Origin of the sequence: Bacillus carboniphilus, from assembly GCF_020524035.2 — a bacterium.
Lineage (GTDB): Bacteria > Bacillota > Bacilli > Bacillales > JAIVKR01 > Bacillus_CC.
This window is the reverse complement of sequence record NZ_CP129013.1, coordinates 2,279,988-2,305,118: the sequence shown is the minus strand read 5'-3', so window position 1 is coordinate 2,305,118 and position 25,131 is coordinate 2,279,988. Positions and strand designations below refer to the sequence as shown.

The following is a 25,131-nucleotide window of genomic DNA, read 5'->3' as shown; positions in this document are numbered from 1 at the left end:
TTAATGGCAAGATTAATATTAGTAAAAAATAGAATTTTAATGTGAAAAAATTTAGAGGGCTAGGAGTTATTTGAAACGTATATTTTCAATAAGCCCTAGCTACCTAAAAAGAGAACATAAGAAAGGGAGTCTATAATGAATGACAGAATCTTTCTTTCATCCCCACATATGAGCGATGAAGGGTATGAAATGCAATATGTGCAAGAAGCTTTTGAAACGAACTGGATCGCTCCCCTTGGGGAAAATGTAAATGAGTTCGAGAAAGAACTAGCGAATAAAGTTGGTTCTAAAGCTGCTGCCGCCCTATCTTCTGGTACAGCGGCTATACATCTAGCATTAAGAGCAGCTGGTGTAGGTAAGGGAGATATCGTTTTTTGTCCTTCTCTTACGTTTTCTGCAACAGTAAATCCGATCATTTATCAAAATGCGGTTCCGGTTTTTATTGATAGTGATTATGAAACTTGGAATATGTGCCCGAAAGCATTGGAAGAAGCTTTCGAGAAGTATCCAGCCGTCAAGGCTGTTATAGTTGTTCACCTGTATGGTCTTTCTGCAGATATGGACAAGATAATGGATATTTGTAAGAAACATAATGTAGTAGTAATTGAAGATGCTGCAGAATCATTAGGTGGTTATTATAAAGGACAACACACTGGGACTATTGGTGATTATGGCATTTTTTCTTTTAATGGAAATAAAATCATTACTACGTCAGGTGGTGGTATGCTAGTTTCTAATAATGAAGATAAAATAGCAAAAGTGAGATTTTGGGCGACTCAATCAAGAGATCAAGCAAGGCACTATCAACATAGTGAACTAGGTTTTAACTACCGTATGAGTAATATTGTAGCTGGGATCGGACGAGGACAGCTTAAAGTGTTAGAACAAAGAGTAGTAAAGAAGAAATATATTTATGAATTTTATAAGAGAGAACTTGGTGAACTTGAGGGGGGTTGCCTTTATGCCTGTAAACAAGTGGGATAAGCCAAACTATTGGCTGAGTTCTATGACACTTACAGGTCCTATTAGACCACTTGATCTAATGGTTGCTCTTGAAAATGAAAACATTGAGGCAAGACCAATTTGGAAGCCGATGCATTTGCAGCCATTCTTTGAGAAGTATGACTTTATTGGTAAAGGTGTTTCTGAAAATCTATTTGAGAATGGTTTGTGTTTACCATCTGATACGAAGATGACTGATGAAGATTTAGAAAGAGTAGTGAAGATTATAAAAGGATTGTGGTTAAAGTAATGATGATCTCTAAAGGAAATATTTATAAAAGGTTTATAAAAAGACCAACGGACTTCATATTATCTTTAATTGCAGTTATCGTTCTAAGTCCAGTAATTTTATTTGTTGCTTTACTTGTAAGAACGAAGTTAGGTAGTCCAGTTCTATTTAAGCAAAAGCGACCTGGATTTAATGAAAAGATTTTTATGATGTATAAATTTAGAACGATGACTGATGAAAGAGACGAGCACGGAGAGTTATTACCAGATAGTGTTAGGTTAACGAAGTTTGGAAGGTTCCTGCGTTCGACATCTCTTGATGAACTTCCAGAACTTTTTAATATCCTTAAGGGAGATATGGCAATTATAGGTCCGAGACCATTACTGGTTCAGTATCTTCCTTTATATAATGAATATCAAAAACGAAGACATGAAGTAAGACCGGGGTTATCTGGTTTGGCTCAGGTTAGTGGAAGAAATACGATTAGTTGGGAAGAAAAATTTGATTTAGATGTGAAATATGTTGAAAGTGTAAGTTTTATAAATGATTGGAAGATTATTTTTTCTACAATTAAAAAGGTTTTTGTTAGAGAAGGAATTAACTCAGAGGCTGCGGCGACAATGGAACCTTTTAAGGGGACAAGGAAAGAAAGAAGAATGAAACTATGAAAAACAAATTACTTATAATTGGAGCAAGCGGACATGGCAAAGTAGTTGCAGACATTGCTTTAACGATGGATAAATGGAAAAGCATTTCCTTTTTAGATGATGATGAGTGTATTAAATCATCAATGGGTATAGAGGTCATTGGTACTTCAGAAGATGTTTTTACCCATATTGCTGATTTCGATATTTTTGTAGGGATTGGTAATAATACTGTTAGAAAAAGAATTTATGATAGGCTTGAGTCAAGCGGTGCTAGTATTCCTGTTTTAATTCATCCCAATTCTTTAGTTGGGAAACAAGTGCAAATAGGAGCTGGAACAGCCTTAATGGCTGGAACAGTTGTTAATTGCTGTACTAAAATAGGAAAGGGCTGCATTATTAATACGGGTTCCACTATAGATCATGACAATAACATAGAGGATTTTGTTCATATTTCACCAGGTGCTCATTTAGCAGGAACAGTCAAGGTTGGACAAGGTTCGTGGTTGGGGATTGGTAGTGTAGTAAACAATAACCTAAATATCATTAGTGATTGTACTATTGGTGCAGGAGCTGTGGTAGTTAAAGATATAACTGAAACTGGAACTTATGTAGGTGTTCCGGCTAGGAGAGTTTAAATTATGAAGATCTTAGTATTAGCTAATTTCGGTATGGGATTATATAACTTTAGAAAAGAACTATTAGAAAAGTTGATTGAACAGAATCATGAGGTTTTTATTTCTTTACCAAATGACGAAGAGTATGTACCGAAATTAGAAAGAATGGGTTGTAATTTTATAAATACACCAATAAGTAGAAGAGGGACCAATCCAATAACCGATTTTAAATTATTATTGAATTACAAAAAGGTGATTAGAAGTATTAAACCTGATTTGGTTTTAACATATACTATCAAGCCTAATATTTATGGTGGATTAGCCTGTAGGTTAGCAAATGTGTCTTATCTTGTAAATATTACTGGATTAGGAACTGCTGTTGAAAATGGGGGTATATTGCAAAAGGTCACTCTACTGTTATATAAAACAGCCTTAAAAAAAGCAAAGTGTGTCTTTTTTCAAAATGAAAGTAACATGAATTTTCTAACTAAGAAAAAAGTGATTAAAGGGAAATATAAAGTGTTACCCGGCTCCGGCGTGAACCTAAGTCATTATGCGCTATTCGATTATCCATCAGACAATACTACTATTAATTTTCTTTTTATTTCACGCGTGATGAAAGAAAAAGGAATTGATCAATATTTAGATGCTGCAGGTTATATTAAAAAAAGATATCCAAATACTGCTTTTCATATTATAGGATTTTGTGAAGACGTATATGAAGAAAAACTTTTTGAATTGCAAGAGAAAGGGATTATAATATATCACGGAAAACAAAGTGATATAAGAACCTTCCACAAAATTTCACATTGTACAATTCACCCTACCTATTATCCAGAGGGTATGTCCAATGTTTTGCTTGAAAGTGCAGCTTGTGGTAGGCCAATTATTACAACTGATCGCAGTGGCTGTAAAGAAATAGTCTATGATGGTATTAATGGTTTTATTATAAAAGAGAAGGATACCCAAGGTTTAATAGATAAGATAGGATATTTCCTAACATTAACTAATGAACAAAAAGTGAAAATGGGGCTAGCTGGTAGGAGAAAGGTTGAGAAATCGTTTGATAGGCAGATTGTTGTGGATGCTTATATAGAAGAGATAAATAACGGTTAATAAAGTTAAATTGAGACTTTATTAATGAAAAGGTGATATTGATGAAAAGAAAAAGAGAAGTCATTGAAAAACTCTCTGGCATAATTAATATTGTTATAATGTTATCGAAAATTTTTCCTAAAAGCTTTTATCTTTTTTTATTAAAGTTTACAAGACATCATGATAACTACATAGCAATGTTTATAAGATATATATGTTTAAAAAATATCGCTAAAAATTGTGGTGAAAATGTTGCTGTTTTTTCAGGAGTATATCTTCATAGGGTTCACCAACTTGAGCTAGGTGATAATGTGAGTATTCACCCAATGTGTTATATCAATGCTTCGGGTGGAATAAAGATTGGAAATGATGTTTCTATAGCACACGGTACTACAATTTTATCTGAAGAACATAAGTTCTCAAGTATAGAATTAAATATTAGAGACCAGGGATGTGAACTGAAACAAACAGTAATAGATAATAATGTCTGGATAGGAGCAGGTTGTAGAATACTAGCTGGATGTAAAATTAATTCAGGTAGTATTGTTGCGGCAGGAGCTGTCGTGAAAAACGAAGTTCGAAAAAATGTAATAGTAGGAGGAGTTCCTGCGAAAATTATCAAGGAAAGGAAATAGATATGAGGCTTGTATTTGCACATGACCATATTTTTCATAAGTTTAATAACCAATATTATAGTACGGGTGGACTTTCTAAGGAAATGTTAGAAAGATATACTGCTGTGTTTGATGAGGTAATAGTTATAAGCAGACAGAAGCATATCAAAACATATAACGATAAACTCACACTTGCTTCTACCAAGAATGTTAAATTTGTAGAAATTCCAAATTTTAAATCGATTGATAATTCCCCAAAGATATTTAAAGCAAAAAAAATTATTTATGATGAGGTTTTAAGTAGTGATTCGCTAATAGCAAGGCTCCCGAGTTCTATAGGTGAATTAGCAGTTTATGCAGATAAAAAAAACAATAAGCCCTATTTAGTAGAAGTTGTTGCTTGTCCATGGGACGCATTTTGGAATCATAGCTTTAAAGGAAAGGTAATAGCTCCATTTAAGTATTTTAAGACAAAGAAATTGGTCCGAGAAGCAAGTTATTCAATATATGTTACAAATCAATTTTTGCAGGGAAGATACCCCACTAATGGAAAGGTTGAAAATTGTTCTAACGTGGCATTAAAAGAATTTGATGACTATATACTAGATATACGTCTTAAAAAAATACAGGAGCTTAATCAAGAAAACAGATTAGTAATTGGTACTACGGCAGCGATAAATGTGAGGTATAAGGGACAACAGTATATTATTGAAGCACTAGGTAAGTTGAAGAAGCAAGGAAATACAAAATTTGAATACCAGTTAGTGGGTGGAGGAGATTCAAGTTTTTTGAGATCTGTCGCTGAGAAAAATGATGTAACTGATCAGGTAAAGTTTATAGGTTCTTTATCACATAATAAAGTATTTGAGTGGTTAGATACAATTGATATTTATGCCCAACCAAGTCGGCAGGAAGGCTTGCCGCGTGGGTTAATTGAAGCTATGAGTAGGGCGTTACCTGCATTTGGAGCTAATACTGCAGGGATTCCTGAACTACTAGAAAATGAATATATTTTTAGTAATACAAGAAAAAATATAAATGAGATTTGTTTGATATTAGACAAGTTTGATAAAAAAAGCATGTTCGAAACATCTAAACGAAATTACTTGGAATCAAAAAACTATGATAAAAAAATAATCGAAAAGCGTAGGAATAAATTTTTAAAAGAGTTTGGTGCTATTGAGAAAAAATAATTTGATCAAAATTGGTACCATGAGATAAGATGTTTGTTATTAATTTAGAGAATCATTTACATTTTGAATTTATTAATAGACGCGTATGCATTGGCGAGTGTTTTAAAAATACAAATATATTAATTTAGCCTCTTTAACTATAAGCTGGTTGCTTATACTTATACTATAATTTTTTATATCTTAGATTAGGAGTAGTTATTGTGGTAGCATCATATTTAATTTATATTTTTACTGTTTTTTTTGCAGTGTTATTTGCAGCATTGGCGCAGAGGTATTCATCGCTAGACAAAGAAGGTAAAAAAATCCCTAATTCTTTATTCTTATGGTTATCTATGTTAATCATGATCTATATTATAGGATTTAGAGATATGAGTGTTGGAGTCGATGGTTTAAATTATTATCGTAATTATATAATTGCAAATAATATCGATATAATTTCTTACTACCAAACATATTATACTGAACCTGGCTTCTATTTATTGTACAGAATTTCCTATATTTTGGGTGATGTACAATGGTTATTTATTTTGTCAGCTGCAATAACAATTTTCTTTTTTTATAAGGCTCTTAGTTACGAAATTGATAAAATAAATTTTACTCTAGCAATTTTTATTTTTGCAACAACACAATACTTCTACTACTTTGGAATAATGAGAATGGGAATTGCCGTTTCTATAGTAGTTTTTGCTTATAGGTATATTATTGAGGGGCGAAAAAAAAAGTTTATTATGTTTGTTCTTTTTGCAACAATGTTTCACTACTCTGCTTTATTTAGTGTGGCTTTATTATTTTTAAGTAAAAATGATAAAAATCTATTTAAAAAATCAAATTTATTAAAACTAGCTACTGTAATACCAGTTGGTTTATTATCGGTTAAGTATCTAATATTCCCTTTTATAACGATCGGCCGCTATCAGGCTTATATTGAATCATCTGGAGTAATTGGAACAAGTTTTATCAGTTCATTGCCTTTTTTGGGATTATTTCTTCTCCATTATAATAAGTTAAGTAAAGAAAGCGCAAATCTTCAATTTTATTTCTTTCTTTTTGTTATAAAGGTACTTACAGAGATTTTTGCACCTTTAATAGGGATAGGAAGAATGGTGTGGTATGTAAATTTGAGCATTTGCTTTTTGTTCCCTGCTACAATTCGATTAAATAAAGATAAAGGAGTAAAAGCAATATTACTTTTGTTATTGATATCTTATTGTTTGATATATAGCTATTATGCTTATTTTGGTGACTCATTTAGAGGGGAGCACATGCTTCCTTACAAAAATGTTTTATTTAACTTAGAGGAATAAGATTTACATTCTTTTTGTTAGATGATACGTTTTCCAGGTTTTATTTTTTTGTGTTCAAAGATTATATAATTTTGGAGTGTTGATAATTATGAAAGAAATATTAGTATGTGGTGTGGCAAACTCGGCAAATCTGGGAGACCGAATAATTGCTGAAACCGTAAACTATATTATTCACAGTACAAATGAACTAACTCAAATTTATAATTTTGATTTAACAGATGGGAAAGTAAGGGATTTTGATAATAAATCTATTATCAAATTAAACTCTACTGGATTATTAAAACAACTTACTCCAGATTATATGAGAAGGTTGAAAGTATATAGGAAATATAAAAAAAATAGAGGGTTAGAAACAGAATTGAAAAAAAGCGTGGCTAAAGCAGATTTGATAGTTATTGGTGGAGGCCATCTATTAATAGATAATTATCTAAACTTTCCGATTGGAATAAGTAATATTATTAAAGAGGCGCGTTTAAATAATATTCCTGTTATTTTTGCTTTTGTTGGAGCAAAAGGTCCTTGGAGTAAAACTGCTAAAAAGTTGTTATTAGATGCACTTGAATACGCAGACTACATTTCAGTAAGAGATTCGGAATCAAGGAGGTTTTTGGTTTCTTTAAGTGAGAGCTTAAGTAATAAAGTAGTTACTCTTTCAGATCCCGCAATATTTGTAAATGATATGATTGGAGATGATGAAAAAAATACCCATACCAAGACTACGAAAATTGGACTAGGTATAATGGATCCTAATGTGATAAGGAGGCATAGTAAATATCGTTGGAGTAGAGAGGATGCAAAAATTTGGTGGGTGTCTTTAGCAAAGAAACTTAGTGCTAGAGGGTATGAAGTAAATATTTTCACAAATGGCGCATCTACTGATAATGGTTTTGTTGAATACTTTATAAAGAAAGAATTAGCAACCGTTGAAAAGGTTTCATTCTTGGACTATCCTACTAGTTATAAAGACGTCCTATCTTGTATTCAAAAACAAGATGTAGTGATTGCACAAAGATTACATGCATGTTTACCGTCAATTTCATTAATGAAACAGACATTTGGATTAGTATGGGATATAAAATTAAAGAGTATTTATAATGAATTGGGGCTAAGTGATTACATTATCGATTTTAATGAAGAAGTTGATATAGTTATAAATAAAATTATTAATAAACTAGAGCAAAACCATCACTTAGATACTCAAGTTATAGAAAATATTAATGTTAGGAAGAGGGAGTTGTTAGACTTTGTCAAGAGAGGTGTTGGAGAAAAAGATTAAAGTATTACATGTAGTAGGTGCCATGAATGCAGCAGGTTTAGAAACACTTATAATGAATATTTATAGAAATATTGATCGTTCAAAAATTCAGTTTGATTTTGTTGTACAAACAACAGAAAAATGCTTTTATGATGATGAAATAATAGAAATGGGTGGCCGTATAATATCGCACCCTAAACCGAAGAAAGGTTTACGAAGGTACAAAGATGCACTAGAAAAAACAATTAAAGAGTATGGTCCATACGATGCTATTCATAGCCACGTTTTGTTTTTCAGTGGTGTAGTATTACCTGTCGCCAAAAAACAAAATATACCTATAAGAATAGCTCACAGTCATAATACTAGCGACAGTAAAACTGATTCTATTTTGCGAAAAATTTATAGACAATTCATGAGAAAAGAAATCTTGAAAAATTCCACACATTTGATAGGCTGTTCAAAAGAAGCAGGTGAATATGTTTTTGGTAATTCACCAGTTAAATTAGGGGCTGCAAAACATTTTCCTAATGCAATTGATTTAACAAAATATAAAAATTTAAGTAAAGATAAAAGTTATCTTATAAAGGAACTTGAGATATCAACTGATGCCACAATTATAGGGCATATAGGTCGATTTACAAGACAAAAAAATCATGTTTTTATTATAGAGATATTCTCTGCTTTTCTAAAGGAAGACCCAAATGCACACCTTGTATTAGTTGGTGATGGGGATGAGCGAGACAATATAGTAAAACTGGTTCATGAAAAGAGATTGGGAAATAACGTACACTTCTTAGGTCTAAGAAAAGATATTGAATATATATTATCTTCAATTGATGTTTTTCTTTTCCCATCTTTATATGAAGGACTAGGTATCGTGTTAGTTGAAGCACAAGCAGCAGGGGTGCCATGTGTTATATCTAAGCAGATTCCTGTTGAGGCAGATTTGGATATTGGATTAGTTAAAAGTCTAAATCTTTCTGATGGAACACAAAGTTGGATTAGTGCTATAAAAGAGTCGATGATTATAGATACGCCAAAATGGGACAACTTAGAACTAGCTTTAATAGATTGCGGATATGATATTAATGCAAGTTCGCAGAGGTTACTAAATATATATTGTGGTGATGAGTAAGTGAAGGTAAATTCAATTAAGACTGGTACGATATGGTCTATGATAGGCCAAGTCGTGAATATAGTATTTGGATTTATAATATTAATATTAACAACTAGATTTTTAGGACCCAATCAGTATGGATTATTACAGACAATACTTACTTTAACTGTGTTATCTGTCATGGTTGCAGATTTTGGTTTTTCTTCATCTGTTGCAAGATACGTTGCTGAAAATCAAAATGATCCCAGACGTAAATCACAGTATATTATTAATGGTTTAATATTAAAAATGAGTACTTCTTTAATAATTGTTTTATTATTAATTAATGTCCTGCCTTTCTTAGAAGGATTTTTAGATATTGAATTAGAAGAATACAGCTTTTTGTTGATAGTTATAACACTCCTTAGATCCTTAAGAGAATTTTTATTGAAAATTTTGCAAGGGTTAAGAAGGCTTGATTTAAGTACAAAGTTTAATTTATTTTATAATGTAGGTAATATGTCGTTAATTGCTACTTTGTTATATTTGAATTTTGGGGTAAATTCTGTATTATTATCTGAAATTGGAATAACCTTATTATTATTGGTTATATTTATTTTTATGAATAAAAGGACGAAAATATTTTCATATCATAGATTAGAGAAGAATATTCTTAAAAACATATTGATTTATTCTGTTCCAATGTTCTTCATTTCCATGAGTTTTTATCTTTACATGAAAACCGATATTTTAATGGTTCAGTATTTTATGGATAATATTTCAGTAGGTTTTTATAGTTTAGCAACAATGATAATTGGAAAAGTTCATATGCCCATGGTAGCTATTGGGCATGCTACAGGACCTGCGCTTGTTTCAATAGATAAAAATAAAAGATCGACTCAACTAGTAAAAGTAATAAGAGTAACGTTATTACTAACTTTACCAATATGCATGGGTTTATTCTTAGTTAGTAAGGAATTTATCCTAGTATTTTTTGGTTCAAGTTTTTTGCCAACCGTGCAAACTTTACAATTATTAACTATTTTTCTTTTTTTCTACAGTGTAAATTCTGTCCTTAGCCCTGTACTAGATTATTTAGGATTCGCACGTAAAAGAGCAATAATGGTTGGTATTTCTGCGACTTTAAATATTTTTCTCAATATGTTTTTTATACCTCAATTTGGCATCGTGGGTGCAGTGTATAGTACTTTATTCACGTATTCAATTTATTCAATAATTATAATTAAAACAGTTTTCACACATGTTATTGAAGATAACACGTCTTATCTTGAAATAAGGAAAACCTTTTTTAGAATATTTTTAGCGTCCATTATAATGAGTATTTTCGTATATTCATGTAATTTATTTATCCAAGATGATTTTATCAGTCTAATTCTATCTATTTTTGTAGGAATTACTAGTTATATATTATTAATTACAAAGCTAAATATTATTTCGAAGAGTGAAATTCTAACCCTTTTTCCGAAAAAGTACGTTAAAAATTAATAGAAATTGCTTTCTTCAGTCTCTGTTTATTTTTATGTTCGATAAAAGTCCACCTTTTTTTATATGACAAAAATAACTTAAAAGGATCGAGATTAATAAAAAGATAAGTAATTTCAGAAAGGAAAATAAATATGTACAAAATCGCAGTCGCAGGAACTGGATACGTCGGCTTAGTAGCCGGCGTTTGTTTTGCAGAAGTGGGTCATCAAGTCACTTGTGTAGATATTGATGAAGACAAAGTCAATGTGATGAAGTCAGGTGTTTCGCCAATTTATGAAGAAGGTTTAGAAGAACTAATGCAAAAAAACTATAATGCAGGTAGATTGGATTATACAACCGATTACCAATCTGCATATAAAGATGCTGATGCCATTTTTATTGGGGTGGGAACTCCTGAACAACCAGACGGATCGGCTAACCTATCCTACATAGCAACAGTTGCAAGACAAATTGCTGAGAGCGTAGAAAAAGATTGTTTAGTTGTTGTTAAGTCTACTGTTCCAGTTGGAACCAATGATAAAGTTGAACAGTTTATTCAAGACTTCTTGATAAACGATGTGAAAGTGGAAGTAGCATCTAACCCAGAGTTTTTAGCTCAAGGCTCTGCCGTTAAAGATACATTGAATGCAGAAAGAATCATTATTGGTACGGAAAGTAAATGGGCTGAGAATCTATTAATGAAAGTATATGAACCTTTTAACTTACCAATAGTATCTGTAAATAGACGATCAGCGGAAATGATAAAATACGCGTCTAATGACTTTCTAGCTCTTAAAATCTCTTACATGAATGATATTGCCAACCTATGTGAATTAGTTGGTGCGGATGTTCAAGATGTCGCTAAAGGAATGAGTTATGATGAGAGAATTGGTAGTAAGTTTTTAAATGCAGGGATCGGTTTTGGTGGCTCCTGTTTTCCTAAAGATACAAAAGCGCTAGAGTATATTGCTAGACAGAATGGTTATGACCTTAAGACGATTAAAGCTACTATTGATGTGAACCAAGAGCAAAAAACAAGATTATATAAAAAAGCCAGTCAAAGACTCATTACCTTTAATGGATTAAAAGTAGCTGTCTTAGGATTGACCTTCAAACCGGGAACGGACGATTTACGAGAAGCCGCTTCGTTAGAAAATGTTCCTTTACTGTTAGAACAAGGTGCAGATATTTATGCCTATGACCCTGTCGGAGCAGATAATTTCGCCAAAGTTCATCCAGAAGGAAAAAATAAAAAAGGTAGTATTACTTATGTAAATAGCATTGAGAATGCATTAGATGGAGCAAATGTCTGCTTTATTTTTACCGAATGGGGAGAAGTAAAAGCAATTGCTCCTGAAGTCTATAAAACATTAATGAGAACACCACTTGTATACGATGGAAGAAATATTTATAGCGTAGATGAAATGGCTAAGTCTGGTATTGAATATTACTCTATTGGTAGAAGACCTGCAATGAAAAGCTCAATGGAGGAGGAAAAAAATCTTGGACTACAAACCTCTTAATCCTAGTAAAGTGTATCTTATAACAGGAGCTGCTGGATTTATCGGTTATTATTTATCTAAAAAGCTATTAGAACAAGGTTGTAAAGTAATCGGAATCGATAATGTCAATGATTATTATGATGTTAACCTGAAATATACTCGATTAGAGAAACTGGCTTCTTTTGATAACTTCACCTTTATTAAAGGTGATTTAGCAGATAAATCTTTCGTTACGGAAATTTTTGAGGAGTACAAGCCTCATATTGTGGTGAATTTAGCAGCACAAGCAGGTGTTCGATATTCGATTGAAAATCCAGATGTTTATATTCAAAGTAATATTGTTGGTTTTCATCATATTTTAGAAGCCTGTAGAAACTATCCAGTGGATCATCTCGTTTATGCATCCTCGAGTTCTGTTTATGGGGCCAATAAAAAAGTGCCATTTGAAGAAACTGATTTTGTGGATCATCCGGTCTCTCTCTATGCATCGACTAAAAAGTCTAATGAATTAATGGCACATACATATAGTCATCTATACAAAATTCCAGCAACAGGTCTTCGTTTCTTTACGGTTTATGGACCAATGGGACGACCAGATATGGCTTATTTCGGTTTTGCGGATAAACATTTTGCAGGTGAGCCAATTAAGATTTTTAACAATGGTGATTTCGAAAATGATCTTTATCGTGACTTTACCTATATTGATGACATCGTCATTGGAATTGAAAGACTCCTTAGTAACCCAACTGAAGGGGATGTTCCACATAAAGTGTTTAACATAGGAAATAACAACCCTGAGAAACTAATGGACTTTATTCATACATTAGAGAGTTGTTTAAGTAATGCTACAGGTGCAAAAATTGAGTTTAACAAAGTATTCGAACCAATTAAACCAGGTGATGTTCCTGCTACCTATGCGTCAACAGATCAATTACAAAAAGCAGTAGGATTTAAACCAAAAACTTCAATTAGCGAAGGCTTGCAAAAATTTGCTGATTGGTATGTGGAATATTATAGGGTAGGACATGATACTATAATTGAAGTTTCTACTAAATCATAAAGAGTTGATCCAATAAGAAAGAAAGCACCTACATGAAAAAAACTTGTAGGTGTTCTGATTTTATTTATATATGGAAATGACTAAGTGAGTTCAAGAGGCGATTTGAGTATAAATTATAATAAACCCTGATGTATTACATATAAAAAGGTAGTGAAGGAAAATATGAAAAAGCTACTTGATGCAATCCTAAAAGAAAGAAAAACAGTAATTGGTTTAAGTTTTATTAGCATACTAATTTTCTCTACATTTTACTTGTTCATTATAAAGTCCCCTTTTGAATTATTTATGATTATACTTAATTGGAATAGTAGTATGGAATGGTCTGAGAGATGGTATGGACTCTATGTAATATATGCAGTGGAGATATTTGTCATATGTTTCTTGTGGGACTTATTATTGTATGGACTATACTATTGGGTAGAATCTCTGTACAACGGACTGAAGAGTCATTTAATAAAGCACAGATGGTTTTTAGTCAAGGCGATAAGAATAAAATATAGTTTTAAAAAATTGTACTACTTTTTAAAAATAGGTGTTGTGGGTATTAGGGGAGGAAAACAAGATAAAGATTTAATTGACGAAATTATATCTCTAAGATTAACAGATTGGTTAGTAAATATTTTGTCTTCACTTTTGTCTGGGATATCATTATTTGCAGTTTTCTTGACCATGTTAACTTACAGAGATTCGTCTATTATAACTAGTATAGATGTGAGACAAATTAATTATCAACTTTGGGTTCAATTTTTATGGAGCGATTTTTCTAAATTTTCTGCATTAATTGCTTTTATTTTATTCATTTTATTATGGTATTTCGTGAGTAAAAGAGGTGTGATAAGGAGGGCAATTGCTCAAACGAATAAGAAAAATCTTGAAGATGTTCTTCAGGTGTATAAAAAAACTAGATGCTCCTCTTGCAAATGTAGTAATAAAAGGGTCTCGTAATATCCAATATGCTATAAAAAACTATGATTTAATTCAGGCGTATTGGGCTTTTAATAATTTTAAGATTAAAGGAGGTATTATGGAAGCAAGTTGGTTGCAGAACGGATCAGATTTCATTTCTTTTGAAACAATTCCCGAGCTTGAAGAATTAGTTATGGATTTAGAAAATTTATTTTCTCTAGATAATAAAAAAACTGCTAAGTGGTTTTCATGGTATAAATTTGAGATTGAAGAACTAGTCCGTAAGGTTAATTATGGGCGTACCCCCTTAGAGGAATATGAAAGATGTTTTTTTACCAAGAAAGGATTCAATCAGATTATTAAAAAAAATCCATATAACAACATAGAAATAAGGGGAGAAGAACAAATAATTAAAGAAATCTATGAAGAAAAAAAACGGAGATTTGTTCAATATCAACTTAATAATAATATCATCGAAGGAATTGAATTGTTATATGTTTTTTATAGATATATCAGAGTAATTAATAAGTTATTTCATATGGAATCAGATAAGTTAGGAAGAGGAGCGAGGCTTTTTACGGGAAAGGAATAGATTAAGATATTCTTGCTTCGATCTTTGAAAGAGCTGGGATGGTCCTTGACTTGCAAGATTCATTTCTGCTGTTCTCCTTAGCCCGGATTTCTCAATACGGAAAAGAGATTTACCACCCTCGTTTTCCTATTTTACACTGTTTGACAAGATATTTATCACGCTACGACAAGAAACTAAGCAGCTATTAAAAAGTCCTATAAATTGTTATCTAAACAGTATAGGACTTTCTTTGAAGTAAACTAGTTATTCAGCGCTGTTTTTAATTCGGAATGTTGAAAGAGATAAAAACAACCGATGAAACATCAATGTAATGATGTCAGAATATTAGGTGTTTATTCCAATTAGATTTTTAAGTAGTGAAGAGTAACAGGTATATAGGTTCTTTATTTATAATATTTTCGCTTTTTTGATTATTAACTATCAAAATAACAGTATATTAAATATTGATGCAGGAGGTATGGGATGTGTTATTGAAAATTTTTATGTTATTGATTTTCTTGTATACAGCAGCCTGCCTACTTTATACAAGTGTTGTGATAATAGAAAGAAAAATAATTCGCTTTAAAGAACTAAGGAAAAATTCAAAGGGTATAAATAATGGAAAAATAAAGACTGTAGAGACTAAATCTTATGTAAGACCAAGTTTATTAAAAGAAAAAACTAAATTCCTATTTCCGAAGTTGTTTCTTATTAATTCTGTAGAGGGTAGAGACTATGTTATATTGGGTTTTGCTTTATCTACTATGTTGCTTATAATAGATACTCCATTAGAGGATTGGATACCTAAACCAGTTTTATTGATTTTTATATTAATATTTTTCTATGGACTGGCTAAATATTTTCATTTGTCTATTGATGACCCTGTAGGTAAATTTTTGAATTTGCTATTGAAATGGTTCATACTATTAGTTTTTGTTTTATCATTAGTTATAGAGACAATTGATAGTCTTGAAATGAATGTTAAAGGCGTTATTGTAACAATTATTTTTTCAATTGCTTTTTCATTAATTTTAATTATGAATGTTTTAAAAGATTTTAAGAGTAGGTGGTTTCAAGTTTTAAATATCTTTATTGGATTCTTTTTAATTTTGTTTGCTGTTGGTATAACATTCGGATTATTTTACTTGGAGAACAATGAAATTTTTAAAATGTATTCGGAAGCAGAATATAGTATGTTTATACATGATTATGAGGAAAACGTATCCAGCTTTATATTTCTTATATATAATGGTTTAGTCTATTTTTATACTTTTCCAGACTACAGTATTATCACATTAGAAGAACCTTTATCATTAGTTGCATTCTTTGAATTTATTGTAGGTTTTCTTTTTAATGTTGTTGTGATCGGTTTTTTAATATCTTATTTTGTCTCAATTCTTTTTTCAAGTAAGAAAGTATAGGGTTATTGCTAAATTTTCCGAATTGGATTATGCGCTTTCAAAAGCCCTCTAGTTCATTAACACTCAGGTCTAATACCCTTTATTAATGGTAAGCCTGTTAAAAGAGGGTGATAACAATGAATTTTAATTATGAACTTATATTTGGAATGGATAAGCTAATTACAGCCAAGAGATTTTACCACCCATGCCATCTTATTTACCACTGTTTTCCAAGGTATGTACCACGCTACGCTAAAAGAGCACAGGGACGGTCCTTGGTTTGCAAATAAAGCTTCTTCTATTTAAATATAGTAACAGACTACCCATCTTTAATTAATTGGATGGAAACTTAGATAACAAACCATTTAATTGTATTGTAAGCAGATACGATTGAATGGAAAAGTGACATTCAGAAATTTATCGAAAATGAGTTGAGATTCAAGTTGTGTGAATGCGACAAACTCAAATAGCAACTTAATATTAAAGGATAGTTGGTATTGATATTCTTTCAGTTTAGAAAAAGAGGTCTAAGGGATCATTTTTTGAATTTCTTCGTGAAGTTATGAAGGAGATGGTGGGGAAGATAACATTCATAATTAAACATGTGTCATGCTAAAGATTTTTGATGTGGGTGGCGAATTAAAAAAATCTCAATTTCGTTTGTTGTTATTCTGTAAAAAACTTTGTAAGGATCTGATTTTCCAATAGCAATTAGAACCATTCGAAGGTCTACTGGCATTTTTTGAATAAGAACGTGGCGACCAGGGATATAGATTGAAAAATCTTGTTTTGCAAAATACTGTTGAATAGTGTCCTTTAAGTAGGGGGGCAATTGGTTCAAGTTCAATACGATCTCTCCAACGATCCAATTCTAATAATTAAGTAATTGAGGACTTTCTCCAAACTATGTTCATGCTTAACTCTATAACATGCTATTGATTTCTTCATCTGATAATAATGGGTTATTTTCATTCAAAGATACTCTTAATTGTTTTTCTTCTTCGGGATCAGTAACTTCGTAGTAATCATCGTTACCAACATCCTCTACTTCAATCAATAAAAATTTCTTTTTCCCAACTTGGATATATGAATGACCAGATTGAATTGCTTTTTTTATGCCATCATGTTCAATTTTTATAGGCTCCATTAACATCACCAACTTTAATTAATTTGTCTTATTATACATCATTTATTCAATGGAAGTAAACTGGGGACGGTCCTTAATTTGCCATGAGGAGTATAGACAAAAGTCTCACATCCTCTTATTCTATACTAGTTAACTATCAAGCTGGATATCACTAAATAGTGTTATATCAGACTTGGGGTTGTTACTGACATTGTCATAGGTAATGGTGCTACTGAATGTAAAAAGAAATGCATTAGCAATTAAAGTAACAAGAACTTTTTTTCATTGTATTACCTCCATATTACTTAATAGTTTCTCTTTGAATTTTATCGGTAAAGCTGCAGCGCGTGCAAGCGATCCGCGTTGTAAGCGATTTTTAAATTTGAACAGATTTCGCTATTTTAAATAGGACACTTAATTGGTCACTAGTGCGTATCCCATGTCGTTTGACTTGGAACCTCTGCGGACAAAATTTCTTGAAAACACGGTCCTGGTATAGTTCCAGCCATTTTATCTAAGGCAATTATGTACGCTATTCTCTGTAAAACGCACGGTTCTAATTGAAAAAGGCATACCAAATTAAATAGCGATAATTGTATCATTTTATTTATCAGTCACAAAAAGGGTCTATAAGGTCTCTTTTTTTGTGTATATACAAAAATCAAACAGCACATTACACGCCCTCTGGCGTTTTAGAATGATTAGTATAATAGATCAAACAATGATGCCTTTTTTAGTCCTATTCACCCAAAGGTAATCAGTATTAACATCCTAATCCCCTCATTATCCACACCTGATTAATCAATCTTTTATCCTGATTCCTCCAAAAATAATAGGTCATTTCTGCCTATGTAGATTTTGAGGTTGCTATTTTATACTAATAAATATGGGAAAATATGTGTATCACCTGCTATTCACCCTTTAAATGGAGGAAAAGCTCATGGGATATTCAGATTTTCTCCACTCTTTTTCGAACCAAATAAGTGGACAGTCAAAGAATATTCAGGAAGATATTTCAAGATTGGGAAAGGCGAAGAAAAAACTTCAAGAAGAACAAAGTTTAGCTTTCAATGAAATGAAACAAATTGAGCGTCCTGAGCTAGGCCCTCAATGGACGGGTGACCATTCTGTGACCTTTGATGATGAAAGAGCAGCCGCTTATGAAGAAATGGACCGAATTGTGAATCACAAAATCGATGATTATGGCTGGGAAATCGATTCGAAAATTAATCAATTAACGCTTCAAAAGGGTGCACTTGGCTTTGCGAGTACCTTGACCGATCAAATTGGCGACTTATTAGAGGTAGGTGAAGACGCCTTTGATGCCATTGAAGATAAATTTGCTCAAATTCGAAAGGTGTTATTTTAATGACAAACATTAAATTAGACTATGGAATGGTCATCAAACAGTTAGAGGAGATCGAGGGGATGGTTCAGAGGCTAGAAGGTTCTCTTTCTTGTTATTCCGTTGGAGTCAACCAATTTCCATTTATCGAACAGTGGGACGAACGAGAAGACTCCATAAACCAACTTGTCCGTCAATATAAAGAAGAAGTTTTAAAAAGTATCGATGACACAAAAGCCAATGTTCAGTTAATCAAAGATCAAGACGAAGCCATCAAAAGAAAAGCGGAAGCGCCTGTATAGCGACGCAACTTGAGGAACGTGGGCTAACTACCGCCACGTCCTGTGGCAACGCCCACGCTAGCACATCGTGTGCATCGCCGCATGAGATAAAGGAAACACGAAACACTATTTCGGAAGATCTACTAAGTACAGTCACGTCCTGTGACTAACGTAGATCCACCTCCATCCTGGAGGCGTCTCCGTTGACTTATCGTAGAGAGGAGGACGAAGCATTACCAGTCGCTGGGCGCTGGAGCTAGACACCAATAAGAGCATTATCTTAATAAGGATGCAATTTTATTTTCTATACCTAGCTTTAGCTTGCGGAAGCACCTGCGTAGCAGGAGGTGTGGTATAAAACCACCTACTTTTAGTAGCATTTCTTTTAGTCGGCTTTAGCCGATAAAACTCGTAGGCGGTTCAGTCCGCCTACGACAAACCTCCGTACTTTAGTGCGGAGTCGTTTAGTTTTATCTTATCAAAGTTTAGTGTTTATGTTCTAAAAAGAAAGGGAATGAATAATGGAAAACCTAATCTATGAACGAGATTCTCTTGTTTCTGCTTCACAGTCAAGGATGCATGAATATGAAAATTTAAAAGAACAGTTTGAAGAAGTAAAAAAGGCCATGTTAAGTCTAGTAGAAATGGATGAGTTTCAAGGAAAAGGAGCCAGCGCCATTAAAGGATTTTACCAAGCGCAAAGCGAAGTGATTAATGCTTGGCTCGGTTTAATTGATAGGCAAATCGCCTTTTTAAAGGGAATTGATGGCGATACAGAAGAGGCAGGTTTAGGCGGTGAAACGACTGTCTACGTTCCTTTTCTTGAAGATGAATTATCCAAATCAATTAAACAATCAAAAGAGATGGTTCACCAGCAACAAGATGATATCAGCACCATCCTATCAAGTGTTTCCGATTTGGTGGACATTGATGTGTATTCAACTGACCGATTTGAAGAAGCCATGGAAAACGCCGACAAAGAGCGAAAAGAGACCATTGAAGCCGTTGAACAACTCAATCAAAACTTGTTGAATGAATATCAACAATCAGAAATAAACCAAGGCTTCGTCGTCCAGCTCTATAGCGCACTCATTGATGCTACGACAAAAGGGGGCAACGTCTCCCCCATCCACTTTAACCTAAAGGCATTTAAGGAAAGCGATGTATATCAATTAAGAGACGACGTACAAAAAGCGACAGACGAATACGTAACGTTAAAAGATCAACAAGCGGAATACAGACAACTACAAGCAGCGGTCGAAGCAGAGAAAAATAAACCTTTGTATTTAAAAATGGTAGATGGATTTAAGAACTTTACAGGGGAACTGACGGGCTATTATGATTATAAGAGAGCAACAGAAGGCGTCGATCCCATCACAGGGCGAGAGTTATCAACGGCAGAACGAGTAAAGGCAGGCGGAATGGCTCTAGCTGGTTTTATACCGATCGCAGGTTGGGGAGGTCGTCTCGGTAAAGGTGGATTAGGTGCTTTAAAAACGTTTAAAGGCGTCAGTGCCGCCACACATGCCTTAGATGCGTATAAAGGAGCCAAATCATTTGATGTCCTTTATAAAACCGAAATGGGCATTTACGGGTTAGTGACCGCCAATGGCTTCGGTGAATACTTAACGGGTCAAGATATGTTTGGCAATCCTTTAACAGATGCCCAAAGACAAGATAGTTTACATGGTGCCTTACTAGGCTTAACCATTGGTACAGCCGCTCATTCATTGAATAGGCAGGCTTCAGGTCAGACATTATTCCCATACAGCAAGGCTTATGTAGGACAAAAAGTCACCCAATCCCAACAAGCGTTATCGAAATTAAGGTCAAATATTGGTCAGTTGAGAGTTCCGGTTGGCGTTGAAGCCCAGCAACTCGCCACAAGTGCAGGGAAAGTCACGAACTTTAAACTTAATACGAAGACGTTGAGTGACGTGAAGCAGCAGGTTATGATGAAGGCTGAGGGAGTTGGGGCTAAGGGTAATAAAATTAAAGAATTAAATGAAGTATCCTATGGAGACCATTTTACTAAAGGCAAAAGAGGAAGAAAAGAACTTGCACCAAATGTTCGCTATGTTACTCAAGATGGATATAAATATACAACGGATGAATTAGGACGGATTATTGATGTAGAAGCAGATAATTTAATATTACAGGAAGCGGATAGAAATTTAGGAATGCAAAGAGCGGCTGGTAGAGAAAACAGATTACCTGATGATGACGGTGGACATTTGATTGGGAGTCAGTTTCATGGTTCAGGCGACATTGATAATCTTGTTGCTCAGAATAGCCAAATTAATCGTTCTGGAGGTCAGTGGTATAAAATGGAATCAGAATGGGCTGATGCATTGAAAGAAATACCACCCAGGAAAGTATCTGTAAAAATAGAACCTATATATATAGAAAATTCATTAAGGCCAGATTCATTTGAAATAGTATATAAAATTGAAGGGAAAGGAATTTTTGAGAAAATTATTAAAAATAAATCAGGAGGTTGAAGTAGTTGGAAAAAAAACTAAACGAACTATATAGAACAATAGCTGAAACAGTTAATAAGATGATCCCAGAAAATTGGGAAAAATTATACTTTTATGCTCAAATTTCAGAAGATGGTGGGGGGACATATTTTTTCTACCAACCATCATCTAATCCTGATATGAGTATATATAGTCTGGAAATACCTTTTAAATATCAGGTTGATGAAAAATCGTTCAAAATAAATAAAAGAAAGTTATTTGCTAAAGCAGAAGAAATGAGAGAAGTATTTAAAAGTGAATCACAAGAACTTTGGTACTCTTTTACATTGATATTAGATAAAACAGGTAAATTAAACATTCATTTTGACTATACAAATTGGTTTAATACAGAATATAGTTTCAGTGACCAAATGATTATTTGGAAAAATAAATACTTAGGTGAAGTACCGAGTGATGAAAAGGATAAGGATTTAATTAAAAAATACCACAATGAATTTCCAGATAATCCAATTTAGCTAAGTAGAGCATTAAAAGTAAGAGTATATATATTACTAGGTAACTATAAAACACTTGTCTTTAAAGCGTGGGGACGGTCCTCAATTCGCATAATTCATTCCTGCGCTTTCCATAGCCTCGATTGCCGCACAGGTCTAACACCTTTTATTAATGGCAAGCCTGATAGTAGAGGGTGATAAACATGGAGTTAGATTATGAACTTATTTTTGGCATGGATAAGCAGATGCATCTGGTTAGTTATGCTGTTCTTTCAGTTATTTTAGGAATGGTTATTGTTATTTTCTCGAATAAACATGCTGTTAAAAAGGAGAATGAGCTACTTATGGATACTCTAGTCACTTTCGGTATTTTCGAGGAGTATAGACAATATCTATTACCCAATAGAAGTGCTGAATTATTAGATGCTACTGCCAATATGATAGGTGTAACCATAGGTTTAGCAATTCCTATGTTTATTTCATATGTATTCAGAAATAGACATCACTTTATTTCTAAACGTTTTGCTGTTTATAGTCTGATTTTAATTACGATGTTTGTTGGTTTGTTATTCTTAAATGAGCGACCATTTGTTACGTTTGATGGGCCGATTCAAGAAAGATTAGAAAATATCGTTGCTTTAATTGGTCTTTAAGAATGGGTATGTTTCTTCAATGCATAAGTAAATATTGGTGGGAGAAACAGTAATTTAGTGTTATAATTTGAGTATTCAGTGCATATACTAATTACTACTTTTTTTAGATGGGGTGAATAGTATGTGTGATAAAGAGGATATTCAAATGGCAACTGAAACTATTTTTCAGCGACATACTCTTGACGAAGAAGATGTGAACAAAATTATCTCTTCACCACGGACTATTATTAAAGAAACAAATGTGTTTAATGATGTAAAGTTGACTCAATCAGAAAGAATTGCTAATGCAGAAAGAATATTAAAATCCAGGAAATGCAAGTAGTTAGCTTATCATGTTTAATAGTGGTCATCAAAAAATATGATCCTATTTAAGTTTTTAGAATCTTAGTATGGGAATGGCAACCATAAATGCTTATTCATCTGCTGTGATTATTATTAATATTTATCTAATATGATCAATTTAACCAAAATGTCATGATAGAGTTCAGTGATATTGTGTAGAATTTACTAGTTGCCAATTAGATAAGTTCACCCTTTAAGTTTTTCCTCAAAAAAACCTTTATCTTTCATCTTTTTTACCAAATGAATGCCCTCTGATAATGAAAAACCCTTACCGTATTTTCAAAAATCAAAAATAGAACAAATGAATTGAGGAGTTGAAACATGTCAGCTAAAATAACTAGTGTTGGTCTAAAAGGACTAGAAGGATATTACGTTCAAGTTGAAGTTCTAGTAACGGAAGGATTCGAATCTATAACCATTGTAGGTCTACCAGATGCATCGGTAAAGGAATCGAAGGAACGCGTTTCTGCTGCTCTCCATAGTCTTGGATACTCTCTAGTCGATATGAAAGTCATCATTAATCTATCACCTGCTGAGCAAAAGAAAAACGGACCTCTTTTTGATCTTGCGATTGCGCTTGGTGTTTTAAAAAGTGGAGGTTTTCTAAAGCACAAGATACCACGTGATGCTGGTTTTATTGGCGCTTTATCGTTAGACGGAAGTGTTCTTCCTGTTGAAGGAATGATCGCCGCCATTCTAGCAGCGAAAAAATTAAACCTCAAAAAACTCTTTCTACCTTTCGATTCATCGATTCCACAAGTAGACTTTCAAGATTTAGAACTTGTATACATCGAAACTCTACAAGATGTAATCGATGTTTTGAGTGGACAACAACACTTTTCCTTTATCCAACCTACCGAAAAGGAAGAAGAATCATCTGAAATGGAGCGAGATTTCAATCAAATTATCGGTCATGATTTTGCAAAGAGAGCATTAGAAATTGCTGCAAGTGGTGAACATTATGTACTAATGGATGGTCCACCAGGTTGTGGGAAAAGTTTACTTGCAGAAACCTTTCGATCCATTCTTCCACCACTATCGAAAGAAGCACAACTAGAGAAGATCAGCCTTCATCAATTAGCAGGTGCCCCGTATCACTCTCTTACTCTACCACCCTATCGCCACCCCCATCATTCTGCTTCAGATGTATCCATTATAGGTGGAGGGACAAATCCAAAGCCTGGAGAAGTATCACTTGCCCATCGTGGAATCCTCTTTCTTGACGAATTAGGTGAATTCTCCAAAAAAACGTTAGATATGTTAAGGCAACCATTAGAAAATGAAAAAGTAACGATAAGTCGTGTTCACTCCACCGTGACATACCCCGCGAATTTCATCTTTATAGCAGCTATGAACCCCTGTCCTTGTGGTTATCTAGGTTCAAGTGAGCAATATTGCACATGTTCAGAAAAACAAATTAAAGCCTATAAAAGTCGAGTTTCTGGACCGATACTGGACAGAATTGATATTTTGCTTACCTTACGCCCAATAAACCTTGAAGGACATAACTTCAAAGACATTGAATCATCACAAGTAGTCAAAAAAAGAGTCGTAGCGGCCAGAGAAAAACAATATAACCGATATGATAAGGAAGTTTGTAATGGGAGTGTCCCTTTTGAGCAACTGATTAAAAGTAGCCCATTAACATCTAAACAGCAACACTATTTACAGTCAATCTCTTTAAGGTATGGGTTAAGTAATCGTGTTCAAATCAAAATCATCCGTTTAGCAAGAACCATCTCAGATTTAAAAGGAGAAAACATAATTACGAACGAAGCCCTTAAGGAAGCGATGAAATTGAGAAATAAAACTCTTCAGGGTTCCTCATTAAATACGAACATGATGACGGGAGAAGAGTGTGACATGCCATATGAATAACATCCTCTTATTCTAAAAAGTGAGGTGAAATTTGTGCCCAGAGGACCAAGGGAGAGAAGTAAAAGTGGGATTTATCATGTCATTATTAGAGGAGCTAATCGCCAAGAAATTTTCCATGATGATGACGACTTTAGGAAATTTCTTGACACGATTAAAAAATATAAAATCAAAGCAAGGATGACCGTGTATTCCTGGTGCTTAATGAATAATCATGTCCATCTTTTACTAAAAGAGGGGGAAGAAAGTCTTTCGACTACTATGAAACGAATTGGCGTAAGCTATGTCTCTTATTATCACAGGAAGTACAAAACAACAGGTCCCCTTTTCTAAAACCGTTTCAAAAGCGATAGCGTAGAAACAACACAATATCTTCTTACTGTTGTAAGATATATTCATCAAAATCCAGTCAAAGCTGGAATAACTCCACATGAGGATGAATGGTGGTGGAGTAGTTGCCGAGGTTACTACGGCCATTTAGTTTATCCGAATGGACTACTTGATTGTTATTACATTCTTAAGATATTCTCACCAAACCTAGTTGACGCCAGAATACGATTTA

23 protein-coding genes and 1 pseudogene are annotated in these 25,131 nt (G+C 33.3%); 22 read left to right on the top strand and 2 right to left on the bottom strand.

Features of this window, described 5'->3' with window-relative positions:
- Nucleotides 1-135 precede the first annotated feature (135 nt).
- The 14 genes and pseudogenes from LC087_RS11840 (at nucleotide 136) to LC087_RS11775 (ending at nucleotide 15,994) form a co-directional block, all read left to right on the top strand.
- A pseudogene (locus tag LC087_RS11840) lies at nucleotides 136-1,252 on the top strand (DegT/DnrJ/EryC1/StrS family aminotransferase).
- Entirely contained in the window at nucleotides 1,252-1,899 is a 648-nt protein-coding gene (locus tag LC087_RS11835; protein ID WP_264189975.1) for a sugar transferase, read from the top strand. The pseudogene LC087_RS11840 and the gene LC087_RS11835 overlap by 1 nt, the downstream one beginning before the upstream one ends.
- Nucleotides 1,896-2,513 carry an acetyltransferase gene (locus LC087_RS11830; RefSeq protein ID WP_226541893.1) on the top strand — a complete coding sequence of 206 codons (618 nt, stop codon included), beginning with the start codon at nucleotides 1,896-1,898 and terminating at the stop codon, nucleotides 2,511-2,513. The genes LC087_RS11835 and LC087_RS11830 overlap by 4 nt, the downstream gene beginning before the upstream one ends.
- Complete coding sequence (locus LC087_RS11825) at nucleotides 2,514-3,608, top strand: glycosyltransferase family 4 protein (protein WP_226541896.1); 1,095 nt, start codon at nucleotides 2,514-2,516, stop codon at nucleotides 3,606-3,608.
- 41 nt (nucleotides 3,609-3,649) lie between these two features.
- Entirely contained in the window at nucleotides 3,650-4,222 is a 573-nt protein-coding gene (locus LC087_RS11820) for an acyltransferase (protein WP_226541892.1), read from the top strand.
- Nucleotides 4,223-4,224: 2 nt separating this feature from the next.
- A complete protein-coding gene (locus LC087_RS11815; protein WP_306019598.1) occupies nucleotides 4,225-5,394 on the top strand; it encodes a glycosyltransferase in 1,170 nt (389 codons plus the stop codon).
- Between the two features lie 200 nt (nucleotides 5,395-5,594).
- The gene (locus tag LC087_RS11810) at nucleotides 5,595-6,698 is read left to right on the top strand and encodes an EpsG family protein (RefSeq protein ID WP_226541890.1); all 1,104 of its coding nucleotides are present in this window, start codon (nucleotides 5,595-5,597) and stop codon (nucleotides 6,696-6,698) included.
- An 88-nt stretch (nucleotides 6,699-6,786) separates the two neighbouring features.
- Nucleotides 6,787-7,974, top strand: a complete 1,188-nt coding sequence (locus LC087_RS11805; RefSeq protein WP_226541889.1) for a polysaccharide pyruvyl transferase family protein — start codon at nucleotides 6,787-6,789, stop codon at nucleotides 7,972-7,974.
- Nucleotides 7,943-9,088, top strand: a complete 1,146-nt coding sequence (locus tag LC087_RS11800) for a glycosyltransferase family 1 protein (protein WP_226541888.1) — start codon at nucleotides 7,943-7,945, stop codon at nucleotides 9,086-9,088. The genes LC087_RS11805 and LC087_RS11800 overlap by 32 nt, the downstream gene beginning before the upstream one ends.
- Nucleotides 9,089-10,555, top strand: coding sequence for an oligosaccharide flippase family protein (locus tag LC087_RS11795; RefSeq protein ID WP_226541887.1), 1,467 nt, complete (start codon nucleotides 9,089-9,091; stop codon nucleotides 10,553-10,555).
- Nucleotides 10,556-10,686: 131 nt separating this feature from the next.
- Nucleotides 10,687-12,057: a UDP-glucose dehydrogenase family protein gene (locus LC087_RS11790; RefSeq protein ID WP_226541886.1), complete on the top strand. Its 1,371-nt coding sequence runs from the start codon at nucleotides 10,687-10,689 to the stop codon at nucleotides 12,055-12,057.
- Nucleotides 12,038-13,096, top strand: coding sequence for a GDP-mannose 4,6-dehydratase (locus LC087_RS11785; RefSeq protein ID WP_226541885.1), 1,059 nt, complete (start codon nucleotides 12,038-12,040; stop codon nucleotides 13,094-13,096). The genes LC087_RS11790 and LC087_RS11785 overlap by 20 nt, the downstream gene beginning before the upstream one ends.
- Before the next feature lie 847 nt (nucleotides 13,097-13,943).
- Nucleotides 13,944-14,594 (top strand): hypothetical protein, encoded by a 651-nt coding sequence (locus LC087_RS11780; RefSeq protein ID WP_306019597.1) that lies wholly within the window; start codon nucleotides 13,944-13,946, stop codon nucleotides 14,592-14,594.
- 464 nt (nucleotides 14,595-15,058) lie between these two features.
- Nucleotides 15,059-15,994, top strand: a complete 936-nt coding sequence (locus LC087_RS11775) for a hypothetical protein (protein WP_226541883.1) — start codon at nucleotides 15,059-15,061, stop codon at nucleotides 15,992-15,994.
- Nucleotides 15,995-16,580: 586 nt separating this feature from the next.
- Here LC087_RS11775 and LC087_RS11770 read toward each other — a convergent pair.
- Both LC087_RS11770 and LC087_RS11765 read right to left on the bottom strand, forming a co-directional pair.
- Entirely contained in the window at nucleotides 16,581-16,820 is a 240-nt protein-coding gene (locus LC087_RS11770; protein ID WP_226541882.1) for a hypothetical protein, read from the bottom strand.
- 75 nt (nucleotides 16,821-16,895) lie between these two features.
- Entirely contained in the window at nucleotides 16,896-17,120 is a 225-nt protein-coding gene (locus LC087_RS11765; protein ID WP_226541880.1) for a hypothetical protein, read from the bottom strand.
- A gap of 919 nt (nucleotides 17,121-18,039) precedes the next feature.
- Here LC087_RS11765 and LC087_RS11760 point away from each other — a divergent pair.
- The 8 genes from LC087_RS11760 to LC087_RS11725 all read left to right on the top strand — a co-directional run bounded on the left by LC087_RS11760 (nucleotide 18,040) and on the right by LC087_RS11725 (nucleotide 24,902).
- Nucleotides 18,040-18,468 carry a YwqH-like family protein gene (locus LC087_RS11760; protein WP_226541878.1) on the top strand — a complete coding sequence of 143 codons (429 nt, stop codon included), beginning with the start codon at nucleotides 18,040-18,042 and terminating at the stop codon, nucleotides 18,466-18,468.
- Nucleotides 18,468-18,746: a DUF5344 family protein gene (locus LC087_RS11755; RefSeq protein ID WP_226541877.1), complete on the top strand. Its 279-nt coding sequence runs from the start codon at nucleotides 18,468-18,470 to the stop codon at nucleotides 18,744-18,746. Before LC087_RS11760 ends, LC087_RS11755 begins: the two co-directional genes overlap by 1 nt.
- A gap of 500 nt (nucleotides 18,747-19,246) precedes the next feature.
- The gene (locus tag LC087_RS11750) at nucleotides 19,247-21,226 is read left to right on the top strand and encodes a T7SS effector LXG polymorphic toxin (RefSeq protein ID WP_226541876.1); all 1,980 of its coding nucleotides are present in this window, start codon (nucleotides 19,247-19,249) and stop codon (nucleotides 21,224-21,226) included.
- A 5-nt stretch (nucleotides 21,227-21,231) separates the two neighbouring features.
- The gene (locus LC087_RS11745) at nucleotides 21,232-21,720 is read left to right on the top strand and encodes an antitoxin YezG family protein (RefSeq protein ID WP_226541875.1); all 489 of its coding nucleotides are present in this window, start codon (nucleotides 21,232-21,234) and stop codon (nucleotides 21,718-21,720) included.
- 182 nt (nucleotides 21,721-21,902) lie between these two features.
- Nucleotides 21,903-22,352: a VanZ family protein gene (locus LC087_RS11740; RefSeq protein WP_306019596.1), complete on the top strand. Its 450-nt coding sequence runs from the start codon at nucleotides 21,903-21,905 to the stop codon at nucleotides 22,350-22,352.
- Between the two features lie 121 nt (nucleotides 22,353-22,473).
- Nucleotides 22,474-22,674 carry a hypothetical protein gene (locus LC087_RS11735; RefSeq protein WP_226541873.1) on the top strand — a complete coding sequence of 67 codons (201 nt, stop codon included), beginning with the start codon at nucleotides 22,474-22,476 and terminating at the stop codon, nucleotides 22,672-22,674.
- Between the two features lie 341 nt (nucleotides 22,675-23,015).
- Nucleotides 23,016-24,572 carry a YifB family Mg chelatase-like AAA ATPase gene (locus LC087_RS11730; protein ID WP_226541872.1) on the top strand — a complete coding sequence of 519 codons (1,557 nt, stop codon included), beginning with the start codon at nucleotides 23,016-23,018 and terminating at the stop codon, nucleotides 24,570-24,572.
- Between the two features lie 33 nt (nucleotides 24,573-24,605).
- Entirely contained in the window at nucleotides 24,606-24,902 is a 297-nt protein-coding gene (locus LC087_RS11725; protein WP_226541871.1) for a transposase, read from the top strand.
- Nucleotides 24,903-25,131: the final 229 nt, after the last annotated feature.

Excerpts from the sequence above, each read along its gene's own strand:
- LC087_RS11805 (WP_226541889.1), top strand. The coding sequence starts at position 6,787 with ATGAAAGAAATATTAGTATGTGGTGTGGCAAACTCGGCAAATCTGGGA.
- LC087_RS11740 (WP_306019596.1), top strand. The coding sequence starts at position 21,903 with ATGGAGTTAGATTATGAACTTATTTTTGGCATGGATAAGCAGATGCAT.
- LC087_RS11790 (WP_226541886.1), top strand. The coding sequence starts at position 10,687 with ATGTACAAAATCGCAGTCGCAGGAACTGGATACGTCGGCTTAGTAGCC.
- LC087_RS11755 (WP_226541877.1), top strand. The coding sequence starts at position 18,468 with ATGACAAACATTAAATTAGACTATGGAATGGTCATCAAACAGTTAGAG.
- LC087_RS11750 (WP_226541876.1), top strand. The coding sequence starts at position 19,247 with ATGGAAAACCTAATCTATGAACGAGATTCTCTTGTTTCTGCTTCACAG.
- LC087_RS11735 (WP_226541873.1), top strand. The coding sequence starts at position 22,474 with ATGTGTGATAAAGAGGATATTCAAATGGCAACTGAAACTATTTTTCAG.
- LC087_RS11835 (WP_264189975.1), top strand. The coding sequence starts at position 1,252 with ATGATGATCTCTAAAGGAAATATTTATAAAAGGTTTATAAAAAGACCA.
- LC087_RS11765 (WP_226541880.1), bottom strand. The coding sequence starts at position 17,120 with ATGGAGCCTATAAAAATTGAACATGATGGCATAAAAAAAGCAATTCAA.
- LC087_RS11730 (WP_226541872.1), top strand. The coding sequence starts at position 23,016 with ATGTCAGCTAAAATAACTAGTGTTGGTCTAAAAGGACTAGAAGGATAT.
- LC087_RS11820 (WP_226541892.1), top strand. The coding sequence starts at position 3,650 with ATGAAAAGAAAAAGAGAAGTCATTGAAAAACTCTCTGGCATAATTAAT.
- LC087_RS11815 (WP_306019598.1), top strand. The coding sequence starts at position 4,225 with ATGAGGCTTGTATTTGCACATGACCATATTTTTCATAAGTTTAATAAC.
- LC087_RS11760 (WP_226541878.1), top strand. The coding sequence starts at position 18,040 with ATGGGATATTCAGATTTTCTCCACTCTTTTTCGAACCAAATAAGTGGA.
- LC087_RS11830 (WP_226541893.1), top strand. The coding sequence starts at position 1,896 with ATGAAAAACAAATTACTTATAATTGGAGCAAGCGGACATGGCAAAGTA.